Annotated in this window: 26 protein-coding genes; 18 read left to right on the forward strand and 8 right to left on the reverse strand. The window is 63.9% G+C overall.

Annotation, left to right across the window (positions count from 1 at the left end; genetic code table 11):
- Positions 1–11: 11 nt before the first annotated feature.
- From EOA13_RS14655 to EOA13_RS14680, 6 genes are all read right to left on the reverse strand, one after another.
- Positions 12–1007, reverse strand: a complete 996-nt coding sequence (locus EOA13_RS14655; RefSeq protein WP_127293541.1) for an aldo/keto reductase — start codon at positions 1005–1007, stop codon at positions 12–14.
- Positions 1004–1984: a sugar-binding transcriptional regulator gene (locus tag EOA13_RS14660; RefSeq protein WP_127293543.1), complete on the reverse strand. Its 981-nt coding sequence runs from the start codon at positions 1982–1984 to the stop codon at positions 1004–1006. Before EOA13_RS14660 ends, EOA13_RS14655 begins: the two co-directional genes overlap by 4 nt.
- Positions 1985–2009: 25 nt before the next feature.
- Positions 2010–2933 carry an ABC transporter permease gene (locus EOA13_RS14665; RefSeq protein WP_236383556.1) on the reverse strand — a complete coding sequence of 308 codons (924 nt, stop codon included), beginning with the start codon at positions 2931–2933 and terminating at the stop codon, positions 2010–2012.
- A 76-nt stretch (positions 2934–3009) separates the two neighbouring features.
- Positions 3010–4545: a sugar ABC transporter ATP-binding protein gene (locus EOA13_RS14670; protein ID WP_127293545.1), complete on the reverse strand. Its 1536-nt coding sequence runs from the start codon at positions 4543–4545 to the stop codon at positions 3010–3012.
- A gap of 96 nt (positions 4546–4641) precedes the next feature.
- On the reverse strand, positions 4642–5673 hold the full coding sequence (locus EOA13_RS14675) for a substrate-binding domain-containing protein (RefSeq protein WP_127293547.1): 1032 nt from the start codon (positions 5671–5673) through the stop codon (positions 4642–4644).
- A 303-nt stretch (positions 5674–5976) separates the two neighbouring features.
- A complete protein-coding gene (locus EOA13_RS14680; protein WP_206535281.1) occupies positions 5977–7578 on the reverse strand; it encodes an FAD-dependent oxidoreductase in 1602 nt (533 codons plus the stop codon).
- A gap of 150 nt (positions 7579–7728) precedes the next feature.
- On the opposite strand from EOA13_RS14680, the gene EOA13_RS14685 reads away from it, so the two are divergent.
- Genes EOA13_RS14685 through EOA13_RS14700 form a run of 4 tightly spaced genes read left to right on the forward strand, consistent with a single transcriptional unit; the run spans position 7729 to position 11600 of the window.
- Positions 7729–8265, forward strand: coding sequence for a cupin domain-containing protein (locus EOA13_RS14685; protein WP_127293551.1), 537 nt, complete (start codon positions 7729–7731; stop codon positions 8263–8265).
- Between the two features lie 10 nt (positions 8266–8275).
- A complete protein-coding gene (locus tag EOA13_RS14690; RefSeq protein WP_127293553.1) occupies positions 8276–9052 on the forward strand; it encodes an aspartate dehydrogenase in 777 nt (258 codons plus the stop codon).
- Entirely contained in the window at positions 9052–9864 is an 813-nt protein-coding gene (locus EOA13_RS14695) for an alpha/beta fold hydrolase (protein ID WP_127293555.1), read from the forward strand. The genes EOA13_RS14690 and EOA13_RS14695 overlap by 1 nt, the downstream gene beginning before the upstream one ends.
- Positions 9861–11600, forward strand: coding sequence for a cobalamin-dependent protein (locus EOA13_RS14700; protein WP_127293557.1), 1740 nt, complete (start codon positions 9861–9863; stop codon positions 11598–11600). Before EOA13_RS14695 ends, EOA13_RS14700 begins: the two co-directional genes overlap by 4 nt.
- 38 nt (positions 11601–11638) lie before the next feature.
- On the opposite strand, the gene EOA13_RS14705 is transcribed toward EOA13_RS14700, so the two are convergent.
- Positions 11639–12385 (reverse strand): SDR family oxidoreductase, encoded by a 747-nt coding sequence (locus EOA13_RS14705; RefSeq protein ID WP_127293559.1) that lies wholly within the window; start codon positions 12383–12385, stop codon positions 11639–11641.
- A gap of 103 nt (positions 12386–12488) precedes the next feature.
- Between EOA13_RS14705 and EOA13_RS14710 the strand changes: the two genes are divergently transcribed.
- From EOA13_RS14710 to EOA13_RS14740, 7 genes are all read left to right on the forward strand, one after another.
- Complete coding sequence (locus EOA13_RS14710) at positions 12489–13460, forward strand: thiamine pyrophosphate-dependent dehydrogenase E1 component subunit alpha (protein WP_164780080.1); 972 nt, start codon at positions 12489–12491, stop codon at positions 13458–13460.
- Between the two features lies 1 nt (position 13461).
- Entirely contained in the window at positions 13462–14436 is a 975-nt protein-coding gene (locus tag EOA13_RS14715; RefSeq protein ID WP_127293563.1) for an alpha-ketoacid dehydrogenase subunit beta, read from the forward strand.
- A gap of 11 nt (positions 14437–14447) precedes the next feature.
- The gene (locus EOA13_RS14720) at positions 14448–15764 is read left to right on the forward strand and encodes an acetoin dehydrogenase dihydrolipoyllysine-residue acetyltransferase subunit (protein ID WP_127293565.1); all 1317 of its coding nucleotides are present in this window, start codon (positions 14448–14450) and stop codon (positions 15762–15764) included.
- Between the two features lie 65 nt (positions 15765–15829).
- Complete coding sequence (locus EOA13_RS14725) at positions 15830–16153, forward strand: NIPSNAP family protein (protein WP_127293567.1); 324 nt, start codon at positions 15830–15832, stop codon at positions 16151–16153.
- Position 16154: 1 nt separating this feature from the next.
- Positions 16155–17024, forward strand: coding sequence for a hypothetical protein (locus EOA13_RS14730; RefSeq protein WP_127293569.1), 870 nt, complete (start codon positions 16155–16157; stop codon positions 17022–17024).
- Entirely contained in the window at positions 17024–17947 is a 924-nt protein-coding gene (locus EOA13_RS14735; RefSeq protein ID WP_127293571.1) for a 3-hydroxyacyl-CoA dehydrogenase NAD-binding domain-containing protein, read from the forward strand. The genes EOA13_RS14730 and EOA13_RS14735 overlap by 1 nt, the downstream gene beginning before the upstream one ends.
- A gap of 86 nt (positions 17948–18033) precedes the next feature.
- A complete protein-coding gene (locus EOA13_RS14740) occupies positions 18034–18783 on the forward strand; it encodes an SDR family oxidoreductase (protein WP_127293573.1) in 750 nt (249 codons plus the stop codon).
- 17 nt (positions 18784–18800) lie between these two features.
- On the opposite strand, the gene EOA13_RS14745 is transcribed toward EOA13_RS14740, so the two are convergent.
- Entirely contained in the window at positions 18801–19553 is a 753-nt protein-coding gene (locus tag EOA13_RS14745) for an NAD(P)-binding domain-containing protein (RefSeq protein WP_127293575.1), read from the reverse strand.
- 109 nt (positions 19554–19662) lie between these two features.
- Here EOA13_RS14745 and EOA13_RS14750 point away from each other — a divergent pair, with 109 nt between their 5' ends.
- The 7 genes from EOA13_RS14750 to EOA13_RS14780 all read left to right on the forward strand — a co-directional run bounded on the left by EOA13_RS14750 (position 19663) and on the right by EOA13_RS14780 (position 26537).
- Positions 19663–20436: a GntR family transcriptional regulator gene (locus EOA13_RS14750; protein ID WP_164780081.1), complete on the forward strand. Its 774-nt coding sequence runs from the start codon at positions 19663–19665 to the stop codon at positions 20434–20436.
- A gap of 140 nt (positions 20437–20576) precedes the next feature.
- Entirely contained in the window at positions 20577–21689 is a 1113-nt protein-coding gene (locus tag EOA13_RS14755) for a branched-chain amino acid ABC transporter substrate-binding protein (RefSeq protein WP_127293579.1), read from the forward strand.
- Between the two features lie 120 nt (positions 21690–21809).
- On the forward strand, positions 21810–22760 hold the full coding sequence (locus EOA13_RS14760; protein ID WP_245490377.1) for a branched-chain amino acid ABC transporter permease: 951 nt from the start codon (positions 21810–21812) through the stop codon (positions 22758–22760).
- A complete protein-coding gene (locus EOA13_RS14765; RefSeq protein ID WP_127293581.1) occupies positions 22760–23755 on the forward strand; it encodes a branched-chain amino acid ABC transporter permease in 996 nt (331 codons plus the stop codon). The genes EOA13_RS14760 and EOA13_RS14765 overlap by 1 nt, the downstream gene beginning before the upstream one ends.
- Positions 23752–24582 carry an ABC transporter ATP-binding protein gene (locus EOA13_RS14770; protein WP_127293583.1) on the forward strand — a complete coding sequence of 277 codons (831 nt, stop codon included), beginning with the start codon at positions 23752–23754 and terminating at the stop codon, positions 24580–24582. Before EOA13_RS14765 ends, EOA13_RS14770 begins: the two co-directional genes overlap by 4 nt.
- The gene (locus tag EOA13_RS14775) at positions 24506–25255 is read left to right on the forward strand and encodes an ABC transporter ATP-binding protein (protein WP_127293585.1); all 750 of its coding nucleotides are present in this window, start codon (positions 24506–24508) and stop codon (positions 25253–25255) included. Before EOA13_RS14770 ends, EOA13_RS14775 begins: the two co-directional genes overlap by 77 nt.
- Positions 25248–26537 carry an FAD-dependent oxidoreductase gene (locus EOA13_RS14780; protein WP_127293587.1) on the forward strand — a complete coding sequence of 430 codons (1290 nt, stop codon included), beginning with the start codon at positions 25248–25250 and terminating at the stop codon, positions 26535–26537. Before EOA13_RS14775 ends, EOA13_RS14780 begins: the two co-directional genes overlap by 8 nt.
- Positions 26538–26730: the final 193 nt, after the last annotated feature.

Genomic DNA, 26730 nt, shown 5'->3' on the forward strand with positions numbered 1-26730 from the left:
TGCCTTTTTGCTCAGGCAACCATCGCCGTGAGGTGCGCGGCTGCCGCCGCATCGATCGCGGCAAGCTCGCTCGCTGCAAGCGTGATCGCGCCGGCCCGCGCATTGTCGAGCGCCTGCTCGGGATTGCGCGCGCCGCACAGGGCGAAAGTGATGCCCGGCTGGGCGAGCGTCCACGCGATGACGATCTGCGCCATCGACGCTTGATGGCCAGTGGCAATGGGGGCGATTGCCTCTTTCAGCCTTGCCACCTTTTGCCGGTTGGCTGTGGAGAAGCGTGGGTTGTCCTTGCGCTGGTCGTCGCCGCCGAATGTGCGGCCGGGGTCGACCGTGCCGGTGAGCAGCCCCAGCGCCAGCGACGAATAGCTGAGGGTGGCGATGTCGTGCGCGCGAGCAATCGGCAGCAGGCTGCCTTCGATCTCGCGATCGATCATCGAATAGCGCTCCTGGATCGCATCGAGCTGGCCGGCTTCGATATAGTGGCCGAGATCCTCGGCGCTGATGTTGCTGGCGCCGATGGCGCGGATCTTGCCGGCCGCCTTCAATCTTTCCAGCACCGCCATCGTCTCGGCGATCGGCGTCGTCGGATCCTGCCAATGGGTGATGTAGAGGTCGATATGATCGGTGCCGAGACGCCGCAGGCTCTGCTCGACCTCATAGGCAATGCCGTCGGCGCCGAGATAGCGATGCACCGGCTTGCCGTCCTGGTCGAAGAAATAGCCGCCCTTGCCCGAATGCCAGTTCAGCCCGCATTTGGTCGCGATCACCACTTTGTCGCGCTTGCCCTTGATGGCGGTACCGACGATCGCCTCGCTGCGGCCCAGACCGTAGGCCGGCGCTGTGTCGATCAGGCTGAGGCCGGCATCGATCGAGGCTTCGATCGCCTTGACCGACTCCTTCTCGTCGGTGCCGCCCCACATCCATCCGCCAATCGCCCAGGTGCCCAGGCCCACGGCCGACGCCGATATGCCGGACTTGCCGATCTGCCGCTGGATTTGTCGAGAATTCATGCTGCCTCCTGTTCGGCCAGATCGAGGATCTGGAGCCCCGTGGCCTCGTCCGTGACGATGGTGTCGAGATGGTTGCCGCGCAGGGCGGCGAGGATCGGCGCGACCTTGCTGGCGCCGCTTGCAATGCCGATCGAGCGCGGGATGGTCGCGAACTCGTCCAGCGTCAGCGAGACCAGCGAACGGTTGAGCGAGTAGTTGCAGAGCTTGCCCTGACGGTCGATGAGATGGGCGAGCAGCTCGCCTGTCGCCCCGGACTTCTCGATCGCCTGGCGATCGGCATTCGAGGACGGATGCAGGTCGTAGTAGCTGGAATCGTCGGTCAGGATGGAGCCGACACCCACCACCGCGACATCGGCCTCGCGCGCCTTGCGAAACACGTCTGCGACGGAACTGATGCCCATCAGCATCTCGCGCTGCTGCGCGGTGTCGGCAAACAACGGCGCATGGATCTGGTAAGCGCGGCCGCCGAGCTTGTCGGCCATCAGCGACGCGACGTGATTGACGTCGGTGTAGTGCTTGCCCTGGACCAGGCCGGTGGCGGGAATGATTTCGACGTCGTAGCGGCGCCCCGGCTTGAGACCGGCGACCAGCGCGCTGACGCCCTTGCCGCCGGTGATCGAAATCGTGTCGCCATCCTTGATGGTGTCGAGCAGCAGCCCAGCCGCCGCCTCGCCGACGCGCTGCAGGGCCGTGTGCGGATTTTCGGAGACCGACGGAACCACCATCGCCCGCTCGATGCCGCCCAGCGCCACCAGCCGCGCTTCCAGGTCGACCAGATGGTCGATCGGTGACTTGATCTTGATCTCGACGAGGCCGAGCTGGTGGCCGCGCTTGATGAGCCGGTTGACGGTGGCGTGCGAGAGGCCGAGTTCCCCGGCGATCTCGGCCTGGGTCTTGCCTTCGACATAATGCAGGACCAGCGCCTGATGCATCTGGCGGACAGCGGCGATGTCGTCGCGGGTGTTGGGAGGGGCCATGGTCTTGCTTCGCCGCCTTTGAGGTTCAGGACTTTTTGCGGTGCAGGAAGTGATCGATCGACACCGCCGCCAGCAGGATGCATCCCTTGATCATGTCCTGCCAATAGACCGAGACATCGAGCAGGATAAGCGAGCTCGTCACCACCGAGAGCAGCGCCATGCCGAGGATTGCCCCGAAGATGGTGCCCGAGCCGCCATTCAGCGAGGCGCCGCCGATGACGGCCGCGGCGATGATGTTGAGCTCCATGCCGGCGCCGAAGGTCGGCGTCGCCGCGCCAAAGCGCGCCATGTAGATGACGCCGGCCAGTCCAGCGAGGGTCGAGCACAGCACCGTGACCCAGAACTTCACCTGATTGGTCCTGATGCCGGAGAACTGCGCGGCCTTCTCGTTGGAGCCGGTGTAGAAAACCTTGCGGAAGGCCGTGGCGCGACGCAGCAGGAAGTCGAAGATGGCCACCACGACGATGAAGATCAGGATGACATAGGGAATGTTGTTGAAACTGCCCTGGCCGATGGCCTTGAAAGCCGGCGGCAGTGTGAACAGCGACAGCGGCGTGCCCTTGGTGACCACCAGGCACATGCCGCGCACGATGACCATGGCCGCCAGCGACGTGATGAAATGATTGAGGCCTATCACGGTCACGAAGAAGCCCATCGCCGCGCCGATCAGCGCGCTGACGCCGATGCCGATCAGGCTTGCCGTCCAGGGATCGAGGCCGGCGAGGAACAGCGCACCCGAGACCACCATCGAGAAACACACGACCGAGCCGACGGAAAGGTCGATGCCGCCGACGATGAGCAGGATCGTCATGCCGACGACGACGATGCCTTCGATGGAAAAGCTCATCAGCATGGCGCGGAAATTGCCCCATGTCAGGAAGTGCGGCGAGGCGAAGCTCATGGCGATACACAGCGCCAGGATGATAACGATCAGCCCGGCCTCGCGCATCGAGGCGAGCTGAGCGAAATTGATGCGCCGCCCGGCGGCCTTGATCTCGGCGTGCACGAGCGCTTCTCCTGATTCCCTAGGCGACATTCTGGGCCTGCCTTTGATTTGAACTGTCCTGAACGCCCGAGGCGAGCATGATGATGGCTTCCTCGCCGAGCTCGCCGGCGGTGAGTTCGCCGGCGATCCTGCCTTCGCGAACCACCAGGACGCGGTCGCACAAACCGATCAGCTCCGGCAGTTCCGACGAGATAACGATGACGCCGACACCGCTGCCCGCTAGCTGGCGCAGCAGCCGGTGGATCTCGACCTTGGCGCCGACATCGATCCCGCGCGTCGGCTCGTCCATGATGATGACCTTGGGACTGACGGACAACTGCCTGGCGATGGCGACCTTCTGCTGGTTGCCACCGCTCAGCGTCGAGACGGTAGCCTCGATGCCGGCCATGCGCACGCCGAGCCTGCCGGTCAGTTCCCGCGCCTGACGATCCTCGGCCTTGCGGTCGAGCAGGCCGAGTGGCCCGGTCAGCCTGCCGAGGTCGAGCGCGGAGATGTTCGCCGCGATCGGCAGATCGAGGAATACGCCGGAGCCTTTGCGATCCTCAGAGAGATAGACCAGCCCCGCCTTGACCGCATCGCCATAGCTGCGCAGCCGGAGCTGCTTTCCCTCAAGCGCGACGGTTCCAGAGGTCATTGGCCTGAGGCCGCAGACCGTCTGTGCGATCTCGCTGCGACCGGCCCCGATCAGGCCGCCAATGCCCAGGATTTCGCCGGCGCGAAGCTGCAGATCGACGTCGGCGAAGCGGCGGCCATCGGAAAGCCTGTCGACCGAGAGAAGCAGGCGCCCAGGCGCCTGCGGCGCCAGCTTGTCGGGATAGAGCTGCGTGATTTCGCGGCCCACCATCTTGCGCACGACATCGTCAGGTGAAACGGCGGCGACCTGATCGGTCGCCACGTAGCGGCCGTCGCGGAAGACGGTGACGCGGTCGCACAGCGAGAAGATCTCGGCCATGCGGTGGCTGATATAGACCACCGAAATGCCCCGCTCCTTGAGCCCGCGCACGATCGAGAACAGGCGCTGCGCTTCGCTTTCGGTCAGCGCCGCGGTCGGCTCATCAAGCATCAGCACCTTGCAGTCGAGCGTCAGCGCCTTGGCGATCTCGACAAGCTGCTGGTTAGAAATGGAGAGATCCGCGACCCTGGTGCGCACCGGAATGGGTGCGAGAAGATCCATCACTTTCTGGGCGTCGGCGTAGAGCTTCTGGAAATTCATCAGCGGCGCGCGCCGGCTGTTGATCGCGGCCATGTAGATGTTTTCGGCAACGGTGGCGTCCTGACACAGCGCGATTTCCTGGTGAACAAGCGCAATGCCGAGGCGTTGGGCGGCCGCGGGCGAGTGGATCGAAACACGCTCGCCATCGATCAGGATGTCGCCCTCGTCGGGCTGCAATACACCGGCGATCATGTTCATCAGCGTCGACTTGCCGGCGCCGTTCTCTCCGCACAGTGCATGGATTTCGCCGCGCCGCAGCTCGAACCGTACGTCGCTCAGCGCCTTCACCGGGCCGAACGCCTTGGACAGGCCACGGATTTCAAGAATGGGCGCCTGGGTCACGCCGTGCTCCTGCGATGAACCTGCGGGGGAGGAAGGAGGCCGAAGCCTCCTTCCCGGTTAATCCGGCCATGCCGAGGCCGGGCGGCGAGATCGAGCCTATTCCTCGATGCCCTTGGTGCCGCGACGCTTGAGGTACTTGTCCCAGTAGAAGTCGTCCGCATTGTCCTTGGAGACGATGGAGAAGCCATTGTCGACGAAGGGCACGCTCATCGGGTTGAAATCCGAACGTTTGGCGTCGTTCATCGGGTCGATCAGGCCGGGATGCTTGGCCATCCACAACAGCATGAAGCCCATATAGCCCTGCATACCCTGGTTTGGATTGACCGAGCCGAAGATCTCGCCGGCCTTGATCATGTCGAGGATCTTGGCATTAACGTCGGCGAGCATGACGCGTATCTTGCCACCGCCTTCCTTGGCGGCCTGGGCAGCGCCGATGGCCGAGTTGGCCTCCGGCATGAACACGGCGCCAAGATCAGGATGCGCCTGCGCCAGGCTCAGAACCGCCTGATAGGCCTTGGTCGGATCCTGGTTCGAAGCGGCGCGGCCGACGAGCTTCATGTCAGGCCATTTGGCTTCCATGCGGGCAACGAAGGCGTTGACGCGCTTGTCGTGGTTGTCCTGGCCGGGATTCTCCAGCACCGCATATTCGCCCTTGCCGTCCATCGCCTTGGCAACGGCGTCGGCGGCATAGGTGCCTTCGGCATTGTTGTCGGAAGTGATGTAGGAGACGCGCTTGGAATTCGGCGAGTCGGCGGCGAAGGTCACCACCGCGGTGCCCTGTTCGATGGCGCGGTTGATCGGCTCGATGAACGGATCGGAATTCATCGGGTGTACCAGTATGCCGGCAGGCTTCTGCGCCAGCGCCTGGTCGAAGGTCGCGATCTGCTTATTGACGTCGTATTCCGGCGTACCCGTATAGGCGGTCTCGCAGCCGAACTGCTGGCCGGCCTGCTTGAACATTTCATAGACCGGGAACCAGTATTCGACGCCCGAGACCATGACGTTCATGACGTATTTTTCACCCGGCTCGCATTTGAACGGGTTGGGGGTTTCGGCGCGTACCTGCATCGACCCAAAGCAGGTCGATGCAGCCGCCGCGATTACGAGCGTGCTCAGAAATTTGCGCAAGTTTCCTCCCTTGGCCGAAGCCATCCTCAATGACCGTCGCAGGCGCTCAGCGAGCGCTGCCGTATGGATTTGATGATGCCGACCTTCCTCCGAAAGCCGACGATCGGGACATTACAGCCTCGGCGCATGCTGTCAATATAATTCACATATTGAAATATATTTCACGACCTACTTCCGAGTGTCGGGAAGCGCGAGCGGCATCGAGCCATGCCGCGGGGGCTGGAGACTTCCCGCAGTTTTGGCTACGAACAGTAGCGGATCGTGGCAATGGTGAGCGCGCGCCTTACATCGCTCAGTTCCCGATCACCTGTTTTGATGCAGGATCGTCTCGGCGGCGATGAAGCCCCATGTCAGATTGGGACCCAGCGTCGTGCCGGCTCCCACGGCGCGCGTGCCGATGGGGTTGGCCATGGCAAGCCCTGCCGCATAGAGGCCGGGGATGATGGAACCGTCCGGCCTCAACACCTGCGCGCGCTCATTGGTGCGGGCGCCGCCCTTGGTGCCAAGGATCGAGCGATTGATCGTCATGCCGATATAAGGCCCCTTGTCGATCGGCTTCAGCCGATCGGGGCCATGCGCCTTGTATGCCTCCCAGCCGTTCTCACCGCGGTGGAAATCCGTATCGTGTCCTTTTGCGCAAAAGCTGTTCCAGCGCGCGATCGTCTCCTCGAGCGCGGCTGCTGGCAATCCGAGCTTGGCGGCAAGGCCAGCGATCGTGTCGGCCTTCTTGACCCATTCGCGCTCGTAGGAGGCATACCAGCGGAAAGGCAGCGACGTTTTGAGGAAACGATGATCGCCGACGAGATAGCAAGGCAGATGGATGGGGGCGCCATCCGGCCCGCGCGCATCGATCGCCTCGCCGATGTTGAAGGCGTTTTCGCTGACAAATCGCTTTCCGTGGCGATCGACCACGATCGAATGCGGTTCGGCCTGGAAGGTCATCGGCAAACCGTGTGATTTTCCCTGGTAGCGCGTCGGCAGGCAGGGATAGACGTTCGCCTGGTCCATGCGGTCCAGCTGCGCGCCGACGGAAGCCGCAAGCTTCTGGCCGTCGCCCTCATTGCCGCGCGGACTGCCAATCCGGTCGAACGCGCCGGGGAAGTGGCGTTCGCGCATCTCGGCGTCCCATTCGAAACCGCCGGTGGCGATCACAACGCCGCGGCGCGCGACGATCTTCGTGCGTCGGCCTTTGCTCTCCACTTCCGCGCCGGCGATGCGCGAGTCCGGGTCCTGAAGCAGCGTGACGGCGCGCATTCCCGGTTGAAATGTGACGCCCGCATCGAGGCAGCCCTTGATGAGCCCGGTCATCAGGGCCGTGCCCTGGCCGCCGGAATTCGTCAGCCACCGCCATAGAAGCTTCGGCCAGACCTTGAACCCGGCGCGGATGGGATGGTGATAGAGATCGAGGTCGACGATCTCCTGATACGTGAAGCTGTGCGGCAGTGTGGAGCGGCGCAAGCTCCGTGCGAACTTGCCAAGGATGCGGCGGCTGAGCGGCCTCGGCGAGAGCATGCGGCCGTAAAGCTTGCCGCCTGGCGCTTCGGCAAAGGGGTCCGGCTCGTTGATCAGGCGAAAATCGAGCGGCGTGTTGACGGACAGGAAGCGCAGCATGTCCGGCGCTGCCTTGGCGAACGCGCCCCAGAGCGCATCTTCCTTCTGCTCCCACCCTTCGGGCGCGACCGCACGCAGATAGGCAAGCGCGTCCTCGCGGCTGTCGGCGATGCCGGCTTCGGCCGCGACATGGTTGGCGGGTATCCAGACCCCGGCCCCGGACATGGCCGAGGTACCACCCAGCCATTCGCTCTTTTCGATGACGAGCACCTTGAGACCACCCTTGGCGGCCCGCAGCGCCGCCGAGCAGGCCGCGGATCCCGAACCGATCACCAGAACGTCATACTCGCCCATCGGCATTCCCCTGCCACCGCCACCGCAGCACTATAGAGGCAGGAAATTTGATCTGTCTACTATTGTGTCGACACTTTTTGCGCTGTAATCTCTCCTGGTCAGTAACGCGCGCCCGAACGACCTTCGCAGCTCCATTCGACAGGCAGAGCCATGGACGACACCCACCTTCAACCCGCACCCTCTGGCATCCATGTTTCCGGAACCGAAACGCGCGAAAGCTACTGGCAGCCGGTTCCGGCAAACGGCCATATCGACGTCGCGCTCGCGCCGCATATCGTCGGCATGGAGCACCCCTTCGCACTGGGCACGCAATCAGTGGCGCCTGGCGGCTATGTGCGCGAACACACGCATGACCGCAACGAAGAGACGATCTACGTCCTCGAAGGCCATGGCCGAGCCGTCATCGACGGCAAGGAATATCCGTTGGAACCGGACAGCGTAGTGTTCCTGCCGAAGAATGTCCGGCACATGTTCATCAACGACGGCGAGACACGCCTACGCTGGATCTGGTTGATCGTGCCGAATGGGCTCGAGGACTTCTTTCGCCTGATCGGCAAGCCGCGCAAGCCAGGTGACCGCGTTCCGTCCAATTTCCCGCGCCCGGAAAACGTCCTGGAGATCGAGCGCAAGACGGTGTTCGGGGCAGACCTTGCCGACAAGTTCGATCCCCTGAAACAGAACCCCTGAAGACCCCCCGATGGTGACGCTCGGCCTCATCGGCTACGGCACGATCGCACGCGAGATCGTCTCTGCTTTCCCACAGGACTCATATCGCTGGGTGGCGCTGACGCGCGAAGGCACCCGCCCCGCACTGCCGGCAAATGTCAGCACTGTTACGCGGCTGGATGCGCTGATCGACGCGCGCCCCAGGGCGGTGGTGGAGGCGGCAAGTCAGCAGGCAGTGGCCGCCTATGTGCCCGCGCTTCTCGACGCCGGCATGCCGACCGTCATCGCTTCGATCGGTGCCTTCTCCGATCCGATCCTTGCCGCCCGGCTGACCTCTGCCGGCCGAAATAGCGGCGCACGCTTCGTCCTGCCATCAGGCGCGTTGGGTGGCCTTGACTACCTCAGGGCGATAGCCGCACTTCCCGAAGCGCGGGTGCGCTACACCTCGCGCAAGCCACCGGCAGCCTGGAGAGCCGAGCTTGCCACCCTTGGCCTGTCAGCCGAGCACGACGCGGTATCCCTCTTCGAAGGCACGCCCGCGCAAGCGGCAAAGCTCTATCCGAAAAACCTCAACGCCGCCTTCGCCGTGGCGCTCGCGGCAGGCGTCGACAAGGTCACAGTGAGCGTGGTTGCCGATCCGAACGCTGCCGGCAACACACATGAGATTGAAGTTGAGAGCACCGCCGGCACCGCCTCCTTCCGGTTCGTCAACGCGCCCTCGCCCAGCAATCCGAAAACCTCGATGCTCACGGCGCTCAGTCTCGTCGCGGCGCTTGGCGAGTTGCTCGACAGGGAGGGCCGCAGCTGATGCCCTTCTTCACCGCCGCCGATGGCTGCCATATCCACTACGAGACATCGGGAATCGCCGGCCCGCGCCTCATCCTCATCCCCGGACTTGGCGGTGACGGAAGGTTCTGGGCCGGCGTGGTACGCCTTCTCGAAGCCGACCATCGCATCATCGTCACCGACCATCGCGGCGCCGGTCGCAGCGATCGCCCGGAAAGCCCCTGCTCCATTCCCCTGATTGCCAGCGACATAGCCGGCCTGCTGGCGCAGACGGGCGGACCGGCGCACATTGTCGGGCATTCCACCGGCGGCGCGATCGCGCAGGTGCTGGCGCTCGATCATGCGGATCTCGGCCTGAGCTACACGATCAGCAGCTCCTGGGCGCGCGCAGACGCCCGTTTCCGCATGCTCTTCACCGCCCGCGTCGAACTGCTGGAGGCCGGCATGGCCGAAACCTACCAGCGCCTCGGCCACGTGCTCTGCCACGAACCGTCCTACCTCGAAACGCATGCCGGGGAGCTCGACGCAGCCGTCGCCGCCGCCCCTGGCACCCTGGCGCCGCTGACAGTCATTGCCGCACGCGTGCGCATGCTGCTCGACCATGATCGCCTTGCCGATCTGCCGCGTATCGACGCCCCGGTTCAGGTGATTGCCGCCACCGGCGACATCCTGACACCGCCAGCCCTTTCGGAGGCGATCGCTGCGGCAATACCGGATGCCCGGTTTGTTTCAGTTCCCGGTGCGCATTTTCATCCCCTCGCCGACCCCGAAGGGTTTGCCGCCATCATTGGCCGTTTCATTGTCGAAGCTCACCTCGATCGCAAAGCATCATGATCGCTGACCTCAGCCCCGCCCTCATCGACCCGCGTCTCAAGCCGGGTGCCGACCTCCTCGCCGAAGGGCGCGCCATGGCTCGCGACTGGCGCCTCGGCGGCTGCCGCTTCCTTAGTGAAACCGGAATGCCGTCCGAAGCCGCATGGAAGCGCAAGGCAGCGGCCGAAAAGCGCGTCATGCAGCACGCCCATATCGGCTTCAGAAGCGTCGACCGCACCGTGGCGGCGATCGGCGAAGTGCATGAGCAATGCCGAAAGGCAGGAGTGACGGTCGATCGTTTCGGCATCACCCTCGACTGGTCGATGGGATATCCCCAAGCCATGCGTGCAAGGGCTGCGCGCGGCACCGGCATCGTGCTCACCGGCCCCGAAGATTTCGCCCGCATCACCAACGCCGCGCCCGCTGCTGCGCATTTCGGCGACTTCATGCTCGGCCTGCCCGGCGCGGTGGAAAACACCCGCGCCGCGATCGCCGCCGGGGCAACGGCCATTGGTAACCTGGGGCAGTATTTCACCTTCCGGCTGCCCTACTGGGACGATGAAGTGGCGACCACCGAAGCGACCGTCACCGCGCTCGGCCTGATTGCCGCGCAGGATGCCGAAATCCTCGTCCATTCCAACCTCGACGACGGCTTCGCGGGGCTGTTCATCGACATGGCTTGCGCGCTCGGCATGGTGCTGGTCGAAAAGTACATCGTCGAGGATCTGATCGGCGCGCGGCTTGGCCATTGCTATGGCCACCACTTCAGCGATCCGCTGTCGCGCGCTGCCTTCCACGCTGCGCTGGTGCGGGTCAGCGACACGCCGGGAACCATGATCTTCGGCAACACCGTCTCCTACCAGTCGACCACAGCGGGCAATTACGCAAGCTTGGCGAGCTATCTCCTGGCCGACATACTCGCAGTGGGACGATGGCCCTCTGGCCATGCGATCAATCCGGTGCCGGTGACCGAAAACCAGCGCATTCCCGATATCGACGAGATCATCGATGCGCAGACCTTCGCACACCGGCTCGCGCTGCACGCACCGTTCTATGACCCGGTCTTCGACTGGGCCAGGGTAGAGGCTATGGCCGATGTGCTGGTCGAAGGCGGGCGCCGCTTTGCCGGTACCGTCATGAAGGGGCTGGCCGAGCGCGGGGTGGATACCAAGGACCCGGCCATGCTGATGCTCGCCATCCGTCGCATGGGGCCGAGGCGCATGGAGGCGCTGTTCGGCCCGGGTGCGGACGGCGTACGCGGGCGCACGCCGCTGATCCATGCCGAATGGGCACGCGAACTCAACCACAAGGCCGGCGCCTGGGTCTCGGCACAGAAGCCGCTGGAAAGCCCTAAACCCCTGACCGTCTGCATCGGTACGACCGATGTGCATGAGCACGGAAAATATCTCGTCGAACAGGCGCTCGAGGGTCTGGGCATCGTCATCGCCGATGCGGGTGTAGCCGTCGACCCGGAAACACTCGTCATCCGCGCCGCCGAAGCCGGGGCTGATGCCATCGCGGTCAGCACTTACAATGGCGTGGCGCTGCGCTATGCACAGGCGGTGAAAACGGCGATGGCGGCACGCGGACTTACCTTGCCGATCCTCATCGGCGGACGATTGAACGAAGTGCCCAAGGAGTCCAATTCGGGGCTGCCCGTCGATGTTACCAAGGATATCGCGGACCTCGGCTGCCTGCCCTGCGCCGACCTCGACGAGATGCTGATCGCCCTGCGTTCCATCCGCCCCGTTGCCTGAAGCGGCAGGCTTCTTTTCCGCCGCCGGCAAGCCACGCCTCACCAGGCGGTCATGCCGCCGTCCACTGTCAGGATCGAGCCGGTGGCGAAAGAGGATTCATCACTGGCGAGCCACAGGATTGCATTTGCGATTTCAACCGGCTGCGCGACGCGATTCATCGGCGAGCGCGCGTTCAATGCCGCGACAAACCCCTGAGGATCGGGATGGGTTTCCAGCATGGTTTCGAAATAGCTCGACCAGGTCACACCCGGCGCCACGGCGTTGACCCGGATCTTGTCCGCAACATGGTCAAGCGCCATGGCACGCGTCAGCGCCGCGACGCCGCCCTTGGAGGCGACATAGGCCGCCCGATCGGCAAGTCCGACCTGGGCCACGTTGGAAGCGGTGTTCACGATCACCCCGCCACCACCCGCGGCCATGACGGGAATGACATATTTGGAACAGAGAAAGACACCCTTGAGGTTCACGGCCATGAGCGCGTCCCAATCCTCCGCCGCGGTGGTGACAACCGAACCGCGTATGCCGTAACCGGCATTGTTGACCAGGATGTCCACCCGGCCGAAGGCCTCTTGCGCTTGGCGCACCATCGTCGCCACGGAGGCTTCGTCCGAGACGTTTGCCTCCCAGGCCAGCACTCCGGTCCTGCCGGCCACCTCGCTCGCCCGCGCGCCGTCGCGGTCGACGGCCAGGACACGCGCGCCCTCCTTCACAAAGAGTTCCACGGCCGCGGCGCCGATACCGGCTCCGGCTCCGGTGACGATGGCCGCTTTGCCCTTCAAACGCATGATCGATCCCCTTTTCAAAAACTTGTTTTGCCCTATCTTGCAGAAGCGCTTGCAAAGTGTCGACACTTTTGTATTTAATTTCGGCACGAACTCGGGGATCTCGGTGAAAAACACTCCTTCCGTCGAACAACATCTGGAAATCTATCGCCGGATGCTGCTGGTGCGGCATCTGGAAGAGGGCCTTGGGGCGCTGCACAAGGAAGGACGCACGCGCGGTCCGATCCATCGCTGCGATGGCCAGGAAGCCGTCGGTGTCGCCGCGACCGCAGTGCTGGAGGCCGGTGACAAGGTCGCCACCACCCATCGCGGCCACGCGGTCTATATCGGCAAGGGCATGGCCGTGCACCCCGTCGTAGCCGAGATCTTCGGGCGGGCCACCGGTGCCTGCGGCGGGCGCGCCGGCCACATGCTGGTGGCCGATGCCGAAAAGGGCGTGATCGGCGGCAATGCCATTGTCGGCGCCGGCATTCCAGCCGCCACCGGCATGGCGCTGTCGATGCAGATCCTCGGCACCGGCAATGTCGCCATGTGCGTTTTCGGCGACGGCGCCGCGCAAACCGGCATCTGCCACGAGGCCATGAATATGGCCGGGCTGTGGAAATTGCCGGTCGTCTTCGTGCTCGAACACAACCAGTTCGGCTTGACCGTTCCCTCCGAAGTCCAGTCACCGGTCGAGGATCTGTCGATCCGCGCCGCCGGCTACGCGATGCCGGCCGAGATCGTCGACGGCAATGACGCGGTGGCCGTCTATCGCGCCGTGTCGGTGATGGTCGAGCGTGCCCGGCGTGGCGAGGGTCCCGGCATGGTCGAATGCAAGACCTATCGCATCGAAGGTTTTTCCACCTCCGACATGGGCGGCTACCAGAAGCTGGAGGACATTGCGGCCTGGAAAGAGCGTGACCCGCTGCTCGTCTCGCGCAAGGCGCTTTTGGGCGACGTCGGCGAGGCGAAACTCGCCGAGATAGAGGCGGCAGCCAAGGCCGAGGTGGCCGAGGCTTTCGAGACCGCTCTCTCCGACCCGATGCCCGAATTCTCGCTGGACGAAGCCTGCAACCCCTACAGCGAGACACACTGACATGGCCATGATGCGGTATGCCGAAGCGCTCAATGCGGCACTGCGCGAAGAGATGCAGGCCGACCCTTCCGTTTTCGTCTTCGGCGAGGACATCGGCCGCTATGGCGGCGTCTTCAAAGTGACGAAAGCGCTGATGGAGGAATTCGGCGAAACGCGGGTGCGCGACACGCCGATCTCCGAACAGGCGCTGACCGCCATGGCGGTGACCGCCGCGATGACCGGCACGCGGCCGGTGCTTGAAATCATGTATGCGGATTTCGTGCCGCTGACACTCGATGCGCTGGTCAACCAGGCATCGATCTACAATTACATCTGGAACGGCCAGGTGAAGATGCCGTTCGTGCTGCGCACGCAGGGCGGCGGCGGCGCCGGCGCCGGCGCACAGCACTCCAAGTCGCTCGATTCCATGCTTGCTCACATACCCGGCATCAAGGTCGTTGCCCCTTCGACACCGGCCGACGCCAAGGGCATGCTGAAGGCCGCGATCCGCGACGACCAGCCGGTCGTGTTCCTCGAACACAAGCTGCTCTACAACACCCGCGGCGAGGTGCCGGAAGGCGATGTCACCGTGCCGCTCGGCAAGGCGGCAACCCTGCGCGAAGGCAGCGATCTCTCGATATTCGCCACCTCCAAGATGGTGGTCGAAGCACTGAAAGCCGCGGATCTTCTCGCAGCCGACGGTGTTTCGGCCGAAATCGTCGATCTCCGGTCGCTGCGCCCACTCGACGTCAACGCCATAGTCGCCTCGATCGCGAAAACGCACCATGCCGTGGTGGTCAACGAGGGCTGGCGTTTCTGCGGCTACGCCGCCGAGCTTTCGGCAACGATCATGGACCACGCCTTCGACGAGCTCGACGCGCCGGTCGCGCGCGTCACGCTTCCCGACATGCCGATCCCCTATTCCGAACCGCTGGAAACGGCGATGCTGCCAAGTGCCGAGAAGATCCGCACGGCCGCGCTGAAGACGCTGAAGTGACGGCGGCGGCGATGGCGACCCATCCGATCATCATCGACAGCGCCGGCGGCGAATATATGGAAGCCGTACTGGTGATCGCCTGGGCGGTGAAATCAGGCGATCCGGTCAAGACCGGCGAGCTTCTCGTCACCGTAGAGACAGCCAAGGCAGCAACCGAGATCGAAGCCGACCGCGACGGCTGGCTGGCCGAAATCTTCTTCGCCGAGGGACAGGAAGCGCCGGTGGGCGCCGTGCTCGGCACGATCGCGGACGAGAAACCGATAGGTGGCGAGAAGCCGATCGCTGCCCAATCCGCTTCGATCGCGCCGGCCACGGCAACGGCTGCCGAAACCATTCCGCGCGATCCTGTGACCAGCCAAGCGCCTTCCTCCACCCGGCCGCCCGGCAACCGTGCAGTCGCAAGCCCGCTGGCCCGGCGGCTTGCCGCTGCGGCCGGGCTCAACCTTGCCACCATTTCGGGAAGCGGCCCGCACGGGCGCATCAAGAAGCGCGACATCGATGCCACCCTCGCCGCCCGCGCGCACGAACATGACGGTGCAGGTCAGCGGCCGCCGACGGCAGTCCAGACATCCCCTGTTGCCGCGCCGGCGCTGGCCCGACAGACTGCGCCCGTGGTTCTCATCCATGGCTTCGGGGCGGATCGTTCCGTGTGGCGGCAGGTCGTCCCCTTGCTCCAGTCGGGGATCGAGACGATCAGCCTCGACCTGCCCGGCCATGGTGCGGAAGCGGCAAGACCCGCAAGCAGCATTGAGGAGATCGCCTTCCTGCTCTCCGACCGGCTGGAAGATATGGGCGTGGGCAATGCCCATCTCGTTGGCCATTCCCTCGGCGGTGCGGCGGTTCTCGCCCTCGCCCGGCTTGGCCGTCTCGCGGTGCGGTCTGTCACGCTTCTTGCACCAGGCGGGCTTGGCCCCGAGATCAATGCCGGCTTCATTGCCGGTCTTGCCCGCGCGACCACGGTGCAGGCTCTGCAGCAGTGGCTGACTGTCATGGTCGGCGACCCCGCGGCCTTGCCGAGCGGCTATGCGCAGGCAGCACTCAGACAGATGGAAAAGGCCGGCAATCGCGACGCAATCGCGGCGATGGCCGAAAGCCTGTTCCCGGACGGCACGCAAGGTTTCGATCTGGTGAGCGCGCTTGGCGAGCTTGCCGTGCCCGCGCGGCTCATCTGGGGCAGGCTCGACCGCGTCATTCCGGTCGCCCATGCGGCCCGGGCGCCGGGCTTCACCGCTGTTCATCTTCTCGATGGCGTCGGCCATGTACCGCAGATTGAAGCGCCGGCACTCACCGCCCGGCTGATCACCGAGACGGTGCGAAGCGCCGGCTGAGCCGACAAGACCATCACGCCGGCGCCGAAGGCACCGGATACAGAACACCAGAAGGAGTGCCCGATATGATTTTCGACCATCGCACCTATACCGCCCGCCCGAACAAGCTGTCGCATTTCCTGAAACTCTATGAGGACGTAGGCCTGCCGATGCAGCGGCATTACCTAGGCGAGCCCTTCGGCTTCTTCCAGACGCATATTGGCGACCTCTCGCGCACCGTGCATCTGTGGAAATATGAGAGCCTGGCCGACCGGGAGGAGCGGCGCGACCGCATGGAGGCCGATCCCGAGTGGCAGGCCTATCGGCGCAAGGTGATCGAGACCGATTATCTTCTCGACATGCGCAACCAGATCCTCAAACCCGTCTCCTTCTTCAATCCCGGAAAGTAAGATGGACCTGATTTTCTCGGCCGAGGGGCGCAGCTGGCCGCTGCGCCTGACCGGCGATGCCGAGCGCACGCGCCGGGCGCTGCTTTCGGCCCTGCCTATGCGTCTGCAGCTCCACACGCCGAAGATCGCCGGCAGCCATATCTATTGGCATGCTCCCTTCGTGGAGGATATCGAGGGTGCTACGCATGTGCTTTCCGCGACCGCCGGCGCCTTCATCTACTGGCCGGTGCGGCAGTTCCTCGAAATCACTTTCGCGCCGCTCCAGGCGGAAAATGCCGAGATCACCGTTCTCGGCCATCTCGACGCGCCGGTGGAAGGCATCGCCGAGCTTGCTGCGACACTGAAGCGGGACCAGGGCCGCCGCATTCTGGAAGGCGCGCTTGTCCGGTCGGATGGCGGAGGGTTCGAGCCTTCGCCGCCATCGCCGCTGCCGCAGGATATCATCGCCGCGCGCAAGGCGCTGTGGGCGTCCTGTCCCGCCGACATCAGCCGGGTTACCGCGTCGCGCGCCATCATGCACCCGGCAGGTCCCGTCTTCACCGCGGAGTCGGAAGCGCGGGTGCTGCACGAATTCCTATGGTGGATCCGCGCCGAGCGCGGCAGGAAGGACGAATTGGTGCTGCGCCAGGCGGCAGCAATCGCACTCGACAAGACCGCGACCCGGCTGCGTGACTTCTGCCACATGGAGGAAACTCCGGCCCTGCTTTTCCGGCTCAAGGCGGCGATGGACGGCAACTATCCGTTCGGTGCGCTGATCGACGAGGCGATCCTGGTTGCCGGGCGGGTCGGCGCCTGGCTCGATCTTCTCATTCCGTGGAACGACCTCAACGAGGCCTTTCGCGCAGCGCTTGACGGCAGGAGGGCGGGGTAGTGGAAAAACTGACCATCGGCATTGTCGGTTTCGGCGTCATCGGGCAGCGCTGGACTGCTTGCTTTGCCCATGCCGGCCACGCGGTGCGCGTGTTCGACCCGACGGAGCGGCGCGAAGCGGCTTTCAACGAGGTGCTGCCCGCACTCATGGCCGACCTCGATGCGTTGAGGGGATTCTCACCCGCGCCCGGCGCGATCGATCTTTTCCCGACGCTCGCCGAAACGCTCGAAGGTGTCGATTTCGTACAGGAGAACGGTCCGGAAGACCTGTCCCTCAAGCGCCGGCTGCTGGCCGAGATCGAAGACCACATCGGTGATGCCGTTGTCATCGCTTCCTCCTCCTCGGCCCTGCTCGTGTCCGACATGCAGAGTGAGTGCCGCCTGCCCGGCCGCGTCGTGCTCGGTCATCCCTTCAATCCGGCACATCTGATGCCGCTGGTCGAGATCGTCGGCGGCGAGACATCGGATCCACAAGCGATCGCCCGCGCACGCGCCATCTATGAAGCCATCGGCAAGAAGCCGGTAACGCTCAACCGGGAAGTGACCGGCCATATCGCCTTGCGCCTGATGGGCGCCATGTGGCGCGAGGCGATCGCACTGGTGCGCGACGGCGTCGCCTCGGTCGAGGACGTGGATCGTGCCTTCATGTACGGGCCGGGTGCGAAATGGACCCTGCAAGGTTCGTTCATTTCCAACAGCCTCAACGCCGATGGCATCGAGGACTTCCTGCGCAAATATGGCCCGACCTATCAGGCGATCTGGGACACGCTGCTCGACGCAAGGCTCGACAACGAGACCATCCGCGCGATCACGGCTTCGACAGGCGCGGCGGTGGGCGGGCGCAGCCACGAGGACCTGAAGGCCGCGCGCGAAGCTGGCCTGGTCGGCATTTTGAAAACGGTGGCCGCACACGGCGCGCTCTAACTGTTTGTTTTAAGCAATTTCGGGCGGAAAACCGTTTCACACTTTTCCTGGAATTGCTCTGATCGTCACGGTTCAGGAGTACGGCTATGACCTATCGCACCGCCCTCGTCACCGGCGCCTCGAAAGGCATCGGCGCGGCAATCGTCGAGAGCCTGATCGCGGAAGGATTGATCGTCCATGCGCTGGCGCGCAACCACGATGCGCTGCAGGTCCTGCAGGAGAGGCTCGGGCCGCGCGTAAAACCGCTTGTCGCCGATGTGCGCGACCACGAAGCGATCGCCGCTGCGCTCGGTGGGGCCGAAGTTGATGTGCTGATCAACAATGCCGGCGGTCTGGCGACCGTGCGCCCCCTGCATGAGCAGAGCGCGGAGGAAACAGCCGAGGTGGTGGCGCTGAACCTCACCGCGCCCTTGCAGCTCATCCGCATGTTGCTGCCGGGCATGATAGCGCGCAAGCGTGGCCACATCTTCAACCTGACCAGCACAGCGGCCAGTGGCGTCTTTCCCGGCACGACGACCTATGGTGCAGCCAAGGCCGGCCTTTCCCAGGCAGGCCGCATCCTTCGCTATGATCTCGCGGGCACCGGCGTGCGGCTGACCGAGATCGCCCCCGGCCGCGTGGAAACGGATTTCTACCTGAAGGCCTTCGACGGCGATCGCGAGGGTCTGCACAAGCGCATGTACTCGCAACAGCGGCCGCTCGGCCCGGCCGATATTGCCGCCGTGCTCGTTGCCGCGCTGCGGATGCCGGACCATGTCGACATCGCCGAACTGATCGTCGCGCCGAGCGAACAGGCACCAGGCGGCCATACCTATCCACCCGCGCCGCAACGATGAGTGCGCGGCGCCTCCCCTCAACCTGACGCCGTCAATTTGTCGAGCACAGCCCTGCAAGCCTCCTCCCAGGCGGCTGGCACACCGCGCGCCGAAAGCACCTGCAGGCCCCGCTCGGTGATGCCGCCCGGTGTCACCAGCTCCTCGAGCATCTGGCCCATCGGCTGGTCCTTCTCCTCAATCAGCCGTCCGGCGGCCACGAACGTCATCGCCGTCAGCCGGCGGCCAATTGCCGGATCGAGACCTTGCGCGCACGACCATTCAGTCGTCCGGCGGATCAGATCCTGCACCCAGCCGTAGATGGCGGCATTGACCGTCGCCACCTCGAAGTCCGTTTCACTGGCCAGCGCGATCGAGGTACCGAGCCGATCGAGAACGGCCCGCGCTTGCTCAAGGTCGGGGAAATAGATTGTCGGGCTGGCACAGACTTCGGAAGCCGTGAACGGCATGGCGCGCACCGTACGCGCGGGCGCGACAGCAAATCGCGACAGCGGTACGCCGGCGCAAACCGAAATCACCACCTGGTCCTTGCGCCACGGCAAACCGGCGACCGCGTCCGGCGCATGCGCTGGCCGTACGGCGACAATGACGACATCGGATCGTTCGACCAGATCGCGATTGTCGGTCGCCAGCCGAAAACCGTGATGGCTGGAGAGTGCCGCGGCCTTGCCGCGCGGCGACAGCACGATTGCCGCGGGATCGAGCCCCGAACGCAGGAACCCGGCCAGCATGGCCGCCGCCAGATGCCCGACGCCAAGAATACCTACAATCATTGTTGTCCCCGGATTTGAACCTGCTGCTTGCCATTCACACGAAGTTGGGAAAGAAAGGCGCTCTACAAAGTGTAGACACAACCTGCATACAAATCAGATGAGAATCGTCGTGACCGAACGAGCCGAGATCAGTGCCGACAACGATCCGTCCCTTACCGCCGAGGCCGAAACGCGTCGCGCTGCAGACAGCAGCGAACGCGCCTACAACACCATCCGCAAGCTCTTGGTCGAGTTCAAGCTGAAGCCCGGGGAACGCATCAATGAGGTCCAGCTTTCGCGCAGCCTCGGCGTTTCGCGCACACCCATCCGCGAGGCGCTGAACCGGCTCGCCTCCGAGGGTTTCGTTTCGCTCACGCCCAACCGCGGCTTTTTCGTCAGAAGCCTCAGCACCGAGGGCCTGCTCGACCTCTATGAGTTCCGCTCGATCATCGAGTGCGCCGCTTTCAAGCTGATGTGTGAGCGCGCCGACGACAGCGAAATCGACCGGCTGCGAAGCTACTGGGAAGCGATCGTCGACGCCTACCCGGACCAGCCGCCGGATGTCATCCTGGCCGAGGATGAAGGCTTCCATCTGCTCATTGCCGAGCTGTCCGGAAATCCGGAACTTGTCGGCCAGCTCAGCTCCATCAATGCGCGCATCCGCTTCATCCGCCGCATACAGATCGAACATCCCTCGCATGACAAGGCGCAGATCACCTCCCATTCGGCCATCGTCGATGCCGCCGTCAGGCGGGATGCCGAAAACGGCATGAAACTGCTGCGCGAGCATATCGAAATGACCGTCTCCGCCACGCAACAGGCGCTCAAGGACGCCCTGCTCAAGGTGTTCGCACCCGGCAACGGCGCTGATCTGAAGCGCCGGCGAAGGGCACGCGACGCATAATCGATATCTGAGCACAAAATTGAACGCAATAGTGTCGACACTTTCTTGACGACAGTCTCTTTGTCTGCTTCGATGGGTTCCAAGGGAGAGAAGACCGGAATGGCCGCTCCCGGCGTGACCAGTAGCCAAGGGGAACCATCATGAAGAAATTTACTGCCGCGCTCCTTGTGGGAGCATCGCTGTTCGCAGGTCCGGCCATGGCCGAGCAGGTCACAATCGGCCTCTCCGCTCCGCTCTCCGGCCCGCAAGCCTATTTCGGCACCACATGGCACAACGGCTTCAAGCTCTATGTCGACAAGCTGAATGCCGCCGGCGGGGTCAATGGCGTGACCGTCGCTTATGAACAGGAAGACGACAAAGCCGATCCGCGCGAGGGAACGCTCGTGGCGCAGAAGTTCTGTGACAATGACGAGGTCGTGATTGGCCTCGTCAACTTCAATTCCGGCGTCGCTCAGTCCACTCTGCCGATCTACGAGGATTGCTCGCTGCCGACGATGACCTTCGGCTCCAACCCTTCGCTGACCAAGCAGGGCTACAAGCTCATGGTGCGTCCGGTCGCGAACGATCTGGCGGGCGCCCTGCTGCCGGCTGAATACGCGCTCGGCAAGCTCGGCGCCAAGACTGCGCTGGTCGTCAACGACAAGCAGGTTTTCGGCCAGGGAATCTCCGAAATCTTCGCCAAGAACTTCGAGAGTGGCGGCGGCAAGGTCATCGACACGATTTCGGTCGCGCCAAACGACGTGGACTTCGCCGCCGTGCTGGCGCAGATCAAGCCGAAGAAGCCCGACGTGATCTATCTCGGTGCCGTCATGCCGCAGTTGGCGCTCTTTGCCAAGCAGATGCATGAGCAAGGCATCGCCGCCACCCTGATCGTGCCCGACGGTGGCTATACGCCGGACCTGATCAAACAGGCTGGCGAGCCCAACGTCCAGGGCACGCTCGTCGCCATCCAGGTGCCGCCAATGGATGCCTCGCCGGAGATCGCCGAATTCGCCAAGCTCTACAAAGCCAAGTATGGCGAGGAGGCCGGCCCATACTCGATCTATGGCTATGTACAGGGCCAGATCCTCGAACAGGTGCTGAAGACGACCAAGGGCCTGACGCGCGAGGACATCAACGCGGCGCTGCACGCGGTCAAGGTCAAGACCGCCGTGGGTGAGCTGGAATTCGACGATACGGGCGAACTTAAAGTCGCCCCATCATACCTCTACAAGGTAGAGGGATCGAAGTTCCAGCTTGTCGGCTCGAAATAGCAGCCCGGCGCCGGAGCCGCCTGTCTTTTTGAAGGCGGCTCCTCTTGCCTGTCGACGGCCGCGCCTGACAAAAGTGCGACGGACTGTCGATCGGGAACCCATTGCACAGGACACCGGCCCATGCTGGGAAACCTCATTCAACAGACGGTCAACGCGTTGACCATCGGTTCGATCTACGCGCTGATCGCGCTCGGTTACACGATGGTTTATGGCGTGCTGCGCATGATCAATTTCGCCCATGGCGAGATGTTCATGCTCGGCGCCTACGTCGCCTTTCTGGTCCTCAGCATGCTCGTCGGCGATGTCGGCATGGCGGCTGCGATAGCGCTTACCGTGGCGTTTGTGATCGCTGTCTTCCTGGTGGGCTTCATCGGCGTCGGCATTGAACGCGTTGCCTACAAGCCGCTGCGAAACTCCACCCGGCTGGCGCCGATGCTGTCTTCGCTCGGCGTTTCGCTCTCACTGGTCACCGGCATGCAGATTCTTGCCGGCCCGCAGCCTGTCGCCTTTCCGAGCTTCTTCCCTGTCGTCCGCTATGAGGTGCTGGGTGGCACCATCACCTCGATGCAGATCGGCATCCTCGTCGCCGCCTTCGTGTTGATGTTCGGTCTGCATTTCCTCGTCAACCGCAGCCGCATCGGCATCATCGTGCGTGCAGTTTCGGAAAGCCGCCCCACTGCGCAGCTTCTGGGCATCAACGTCAACGGCGCGATCTCGATGGTGTTCTTCGTCGGCCCGCTGCTCGGCGCGGCCGGCGGCATCCTCTATGCCAGCTACTACGGCATCATGTCGCCGACCATGGGCGCCGTCATTGGCCTGAAGGCCTTCACCGCGGCGATCCTCGGCGGCATCGGCTCCATTCCCGGAGCCATGCTTGGCGCCTTCATCCTCGCCTTCGTCGAAGTGGGCGGAACCGCGCTGCTGCCCGTCATCACCCATGGCGTGCTGGGCACCGAATATCGCGATGTGCTCACCTTCGCGATCCTCATACTCGTGCTTCTGGTTCGTCCCGCCGGCATATTGGGCGAGGCCGTGTCCGAGGAAAGCATCGTGTACAAGAGGGAGTTCTGATGTCCGTCGCCGAGAGCCTCGCGGCTGCCAGGCCGCGTTCAAGCCGGGCCGTCGCGTTCCTTGTCTTTGCCATCGCAATCGCGCTGATCGCGGTGACGCCCTTTCTGCCCAACTACTACATCCGTGTCATCGACAGCCTGCTGATCTATATCCTGCTCGGCATCGGCCTGAACATCGTGATCGGCTATACCGGCCTGCTCGACCTCGGCTTCGTCGCCTTCTACGCGGTCGGTGCCTACAGCTATGCGCTGCTGGCCAGCCCCCAGCTCGACCTGCATCTGCCTTTCCTGCTCATCCTGCTCGTCGCCGCCTGCCTTGGTGCGATCACCGGCATATTGCTCGGCATCCCTGTGTTGAGATTGCGCGGCGACTATCTTGCCATCGTCACCCTCGGCTTCGGCGAGATCGTCCGCATCATCATCAACAATGTCGACTGGCTGACCGGTGGACCGAAAGGCATCGCCCGCCTCGACAAGGCTTCGATCCTTGGCATACAGATCGCCCGGCCCGTCGATTTCTTCTGGCTGCTGCTTGTCGTCGTGCTGCTGGCTGGCCTTGTCGCCTGGCGGCTGGAGCGGTCCATCCTCGGCAAGGCCTGGGCAGCGATCCGCGAAGACCAGGACGCCGCGCGCGGCATCGGCATCAACACGACCAACGCCAAGCTTGCCGCCTTCGCCACTTCAGCGACGATCGGTTCGATCGCGGGCGCGATCTTCGCCGCCTCGCAACGCTTTGTCAGCCCGGAGAGTTTCACGCTTCAGGAATCCGTGCTGATCGTGCTGATGATCGTGGTCGGCGGCATCGGCAACATTCTCGGCATCGTCGCAGGCGCGGCAATCCTGATCCTGCTGCCGGAAGTGCTGCGCGAATTCGCCGAATGGCGCATCCTCTTCCTCGGGTTGTTGATGATCTTCCTGATCATCGTGCGTCCGGCCGGCCTTGTTCCGCGCAGCTTCGGGCCGGACAAGCTGATCCGGAGGCTGTTCGGCAAATGACCCTGGTCTTCAACAGACTGCGAAAGGAATATGGTCAGGTCGTCGCCATCGACGACGTGACGGCCTCCTTCGCCCCCGGTCTGATCCACGGTGTGATCGGACCCAACGGCGCCGGCAAATCGACGCTCATCAACATGACCGCCGGCTCCTACACCGTCTCCTCGGGATCGATAGCGCTCGACGGAAAACGTCTCGACAAGCTCAAGAAATATCAGATCGCCAATTCGGGGATAGCCCGCACCTACCAGAACATCCGTCTCTTCGATCAGATGACGGCGCTCGAAAACCTCGAGGTCTGCTTCTATCCGAGCGATGTCGGCGGCATCTGGAAAGAAGTCCTGTGGCCGCCCTATGCCTCGGCCCGGCGCGACCGCCGGCGCGAAAAATGTATGGAGATCTTGCGTCTCTTCGATCTCCAAGGCCACGCCAACGCGGAAGCCGGCAGCCTGCCCTATGGCCGGCAGCGCATGCTGGAGATCGCCCGCGCGCTGGTTTGCAATCCGCGCGTGCTGCTGCTCGACGAACCCGCCGCCGGTCTGAACCATCACGAGACGGCCGAGTTGACCGCTAGGCTCGCCGCCCAGCGATCGCCCGACCGTGTCACGATCATCGTCGAGCACGACATGGATCTGGTCATGGCGCTCTGCGACAACATCATCGTCATGCATCACGGAAAGCTGCTTTTTCGGGGAACACCCGCCGAGGTGCAGGCAAGCACCGACGTCCAACTCGCCTATCTGGGAACCGCCAATGACATCGACGACATCCGAGCCGCTGCTCAGGATCGCCGGGCTCAGCTCGGGATACGGACGCGTCGGCGTTCTTGAAGACATAAACGTCGACGTAGATCCGCACGAGATCGTCGTCGTTCTCGGCCCGAACGGCGCAGGCAAAACGACGCTGCTCAACTCCATCTGCGGCGTTGCGCGCCCGACCGCCGGCAGCATCACCTTCGAAGGGCGCGACATCACCGGCCTGCGGCCGGAGCAAGTCGTGCGCCTGGGCATCACCCATTGCCCCGAAGGCCGCCAGATTTTCCAGCGCCTGACGGTGGAAGAAAACCTGGTCGCCGCCCATGTCGGCCGCGGCGGCAAGAGTTTCGAGTCGCTGCGCGCCGAAGCCTTCGATCTCTTTCCGGTGCTGAAGGAGCGGCGCAATGGCATGGCGAGCCGGATGTCCGGCGGCCAGCAACAGATGCTTGCGATCGGTCGCGCGCTGATGGCCGAGCCGAAACTCCTGATGCTCGACGAACCGTCCCTCGGCCTTGCCCCGAAGATCGTCCATCAGATCTTCCGCATCATCCTCGACCTGTCGCGCAACGGCATCGCCATCCTGCTCGTCGAGCAGAACGTCCAGCTCGCGCTCGAATGCGGCGACTACGCCTATCTGCTGAACACCGGCAAGGTGAAGCTGCACGCGCCCGCACAGGAAATGGCCAAGCATTCCGCGTTGAGCGAGCATTATCTCGGCGGTGCCTCCGAGGAAGTGCTTCATGTTTGAGGTCGACTGGAAGACGCCGCATCTGTGGCGCAAGACCGCGGATCTGCGCCGGACGGCGCCTGCGCTTCAGGGCGATTTGAAGACGGATGTGCTGGTCGTCGGCGGCGGCTTCACCGGCATGGCCGCGGCACTCGGCGCGCGCGACAGCGGCGTCGATGTCATCATGCTCGAAGGCAACGAGATCGGTTCGGCGGCTTCCGGTCGCAACAACGGCCTCGTCATCTCCCACCATTCCAAGGCATCGCCTTCGGAATTCGAAGCAGCATATGGAAAGACCGTCGGCACCCGCTACAACCGCATGGTCGCCGATGCCGCCGGCGTGGCCTTCGGCCTGATGCAGCGCTTCAACATCGATGCGCACCAGGTACAGGAAGGCTGGATTCAGCCCGCGCACACAGAGGCGACGCTTGCCCGCACCCGCCAGTTCTACGAGGAGTGGAAAGCCTTCGGCGCCAATGTCTCGATCCTTGACCGCGACGAAGCCACCGCGCGCATCGGCAGTCCCTATCTCGGCGGCTGGATGGTGCACAATTCAGGCCATATCAACCCGTTTGCCATGACCATCGGCCTTGCCGCCGCGCTCGAGCGCGAAGGCGTGACCATTCGCGAAAACTCCCGGGCAACGCGCATCGAGAAGGTGGAAGGCGGCTGGCGGGTCTTTACAGCGTCGGGAAGCGTCACCGCGCCGGAGGTGGTGCTGGCGACCAACGCGCTGACCGGGGACATCTGGCCGGGCCTCAAGAAGACGCTGATGCCGCTAAAAGTGTTCCAGGCGGCGACCAATCCTCTGCCGGAGGACCTGCGCGCCAAGATTCTGGTCGGCAATCCAGCCGTATCCGACATGCGCAACGACATCCGTTATTTCCATTACGACCGCGACAATCGGCTGGTCAGCGGCGGCACGCATACGTTCTGGTTCGGCGAGGCCGATCGCGGTCGCGCCAAGGTCTCGCGCATGCTGGGCAAGGCCTTTCCGGCCTTTGGCGGCGAACCGGAGACGGTGGAATATTGGCACGGGACATTCGCCGTGGTGCCCGACCGCCGCCCACGCCTTTATCGTCTCGCCCCCGGCCTGGTGTTTGGCGGCGTCTATTCCGGTCGCGGCGTTGCACTCTCCATGTCGCTCGGCCAGGAAATCGGCCGCTGGGCGGCAGGTCGGCGCACGGATGATCAGATGTCGCTTCCGGTCACCAATATGAAGCCGGTTCCGTTCCATCCGGTCGCGGTGCAGGTGGCCAACCGCATGCACGCCTGGAACCGCTTTCAGGATAAAGGCTCCTGAACCATCATGATCAATCACGATGGCGCCCAGTCGGCGTATTCTGTGAAATTATCGGGCTCTGAACGCAAACGGCCCGCGGGCTTTGTGCCAGGCGGGCCGTTTGCTTACCGAAGATTGGTTGCGGGGACAGGATTGAGTTTTCTGTCTGGCGGCGTCGGCTCCGCTTGCTTGCGGGCGCCTGATGACAGGTTAA

Source organism: Mesorhizobium sp. M7A.F.Ca.US.011.01.1.1 (assembly GCF_003998295.1).
Taxonomy (GTDB): Bacteria; Pseudomonadota; Alphaproteobacteria; order Rhizobiales; family Rhizobiaceae; genus Mesorhizobium.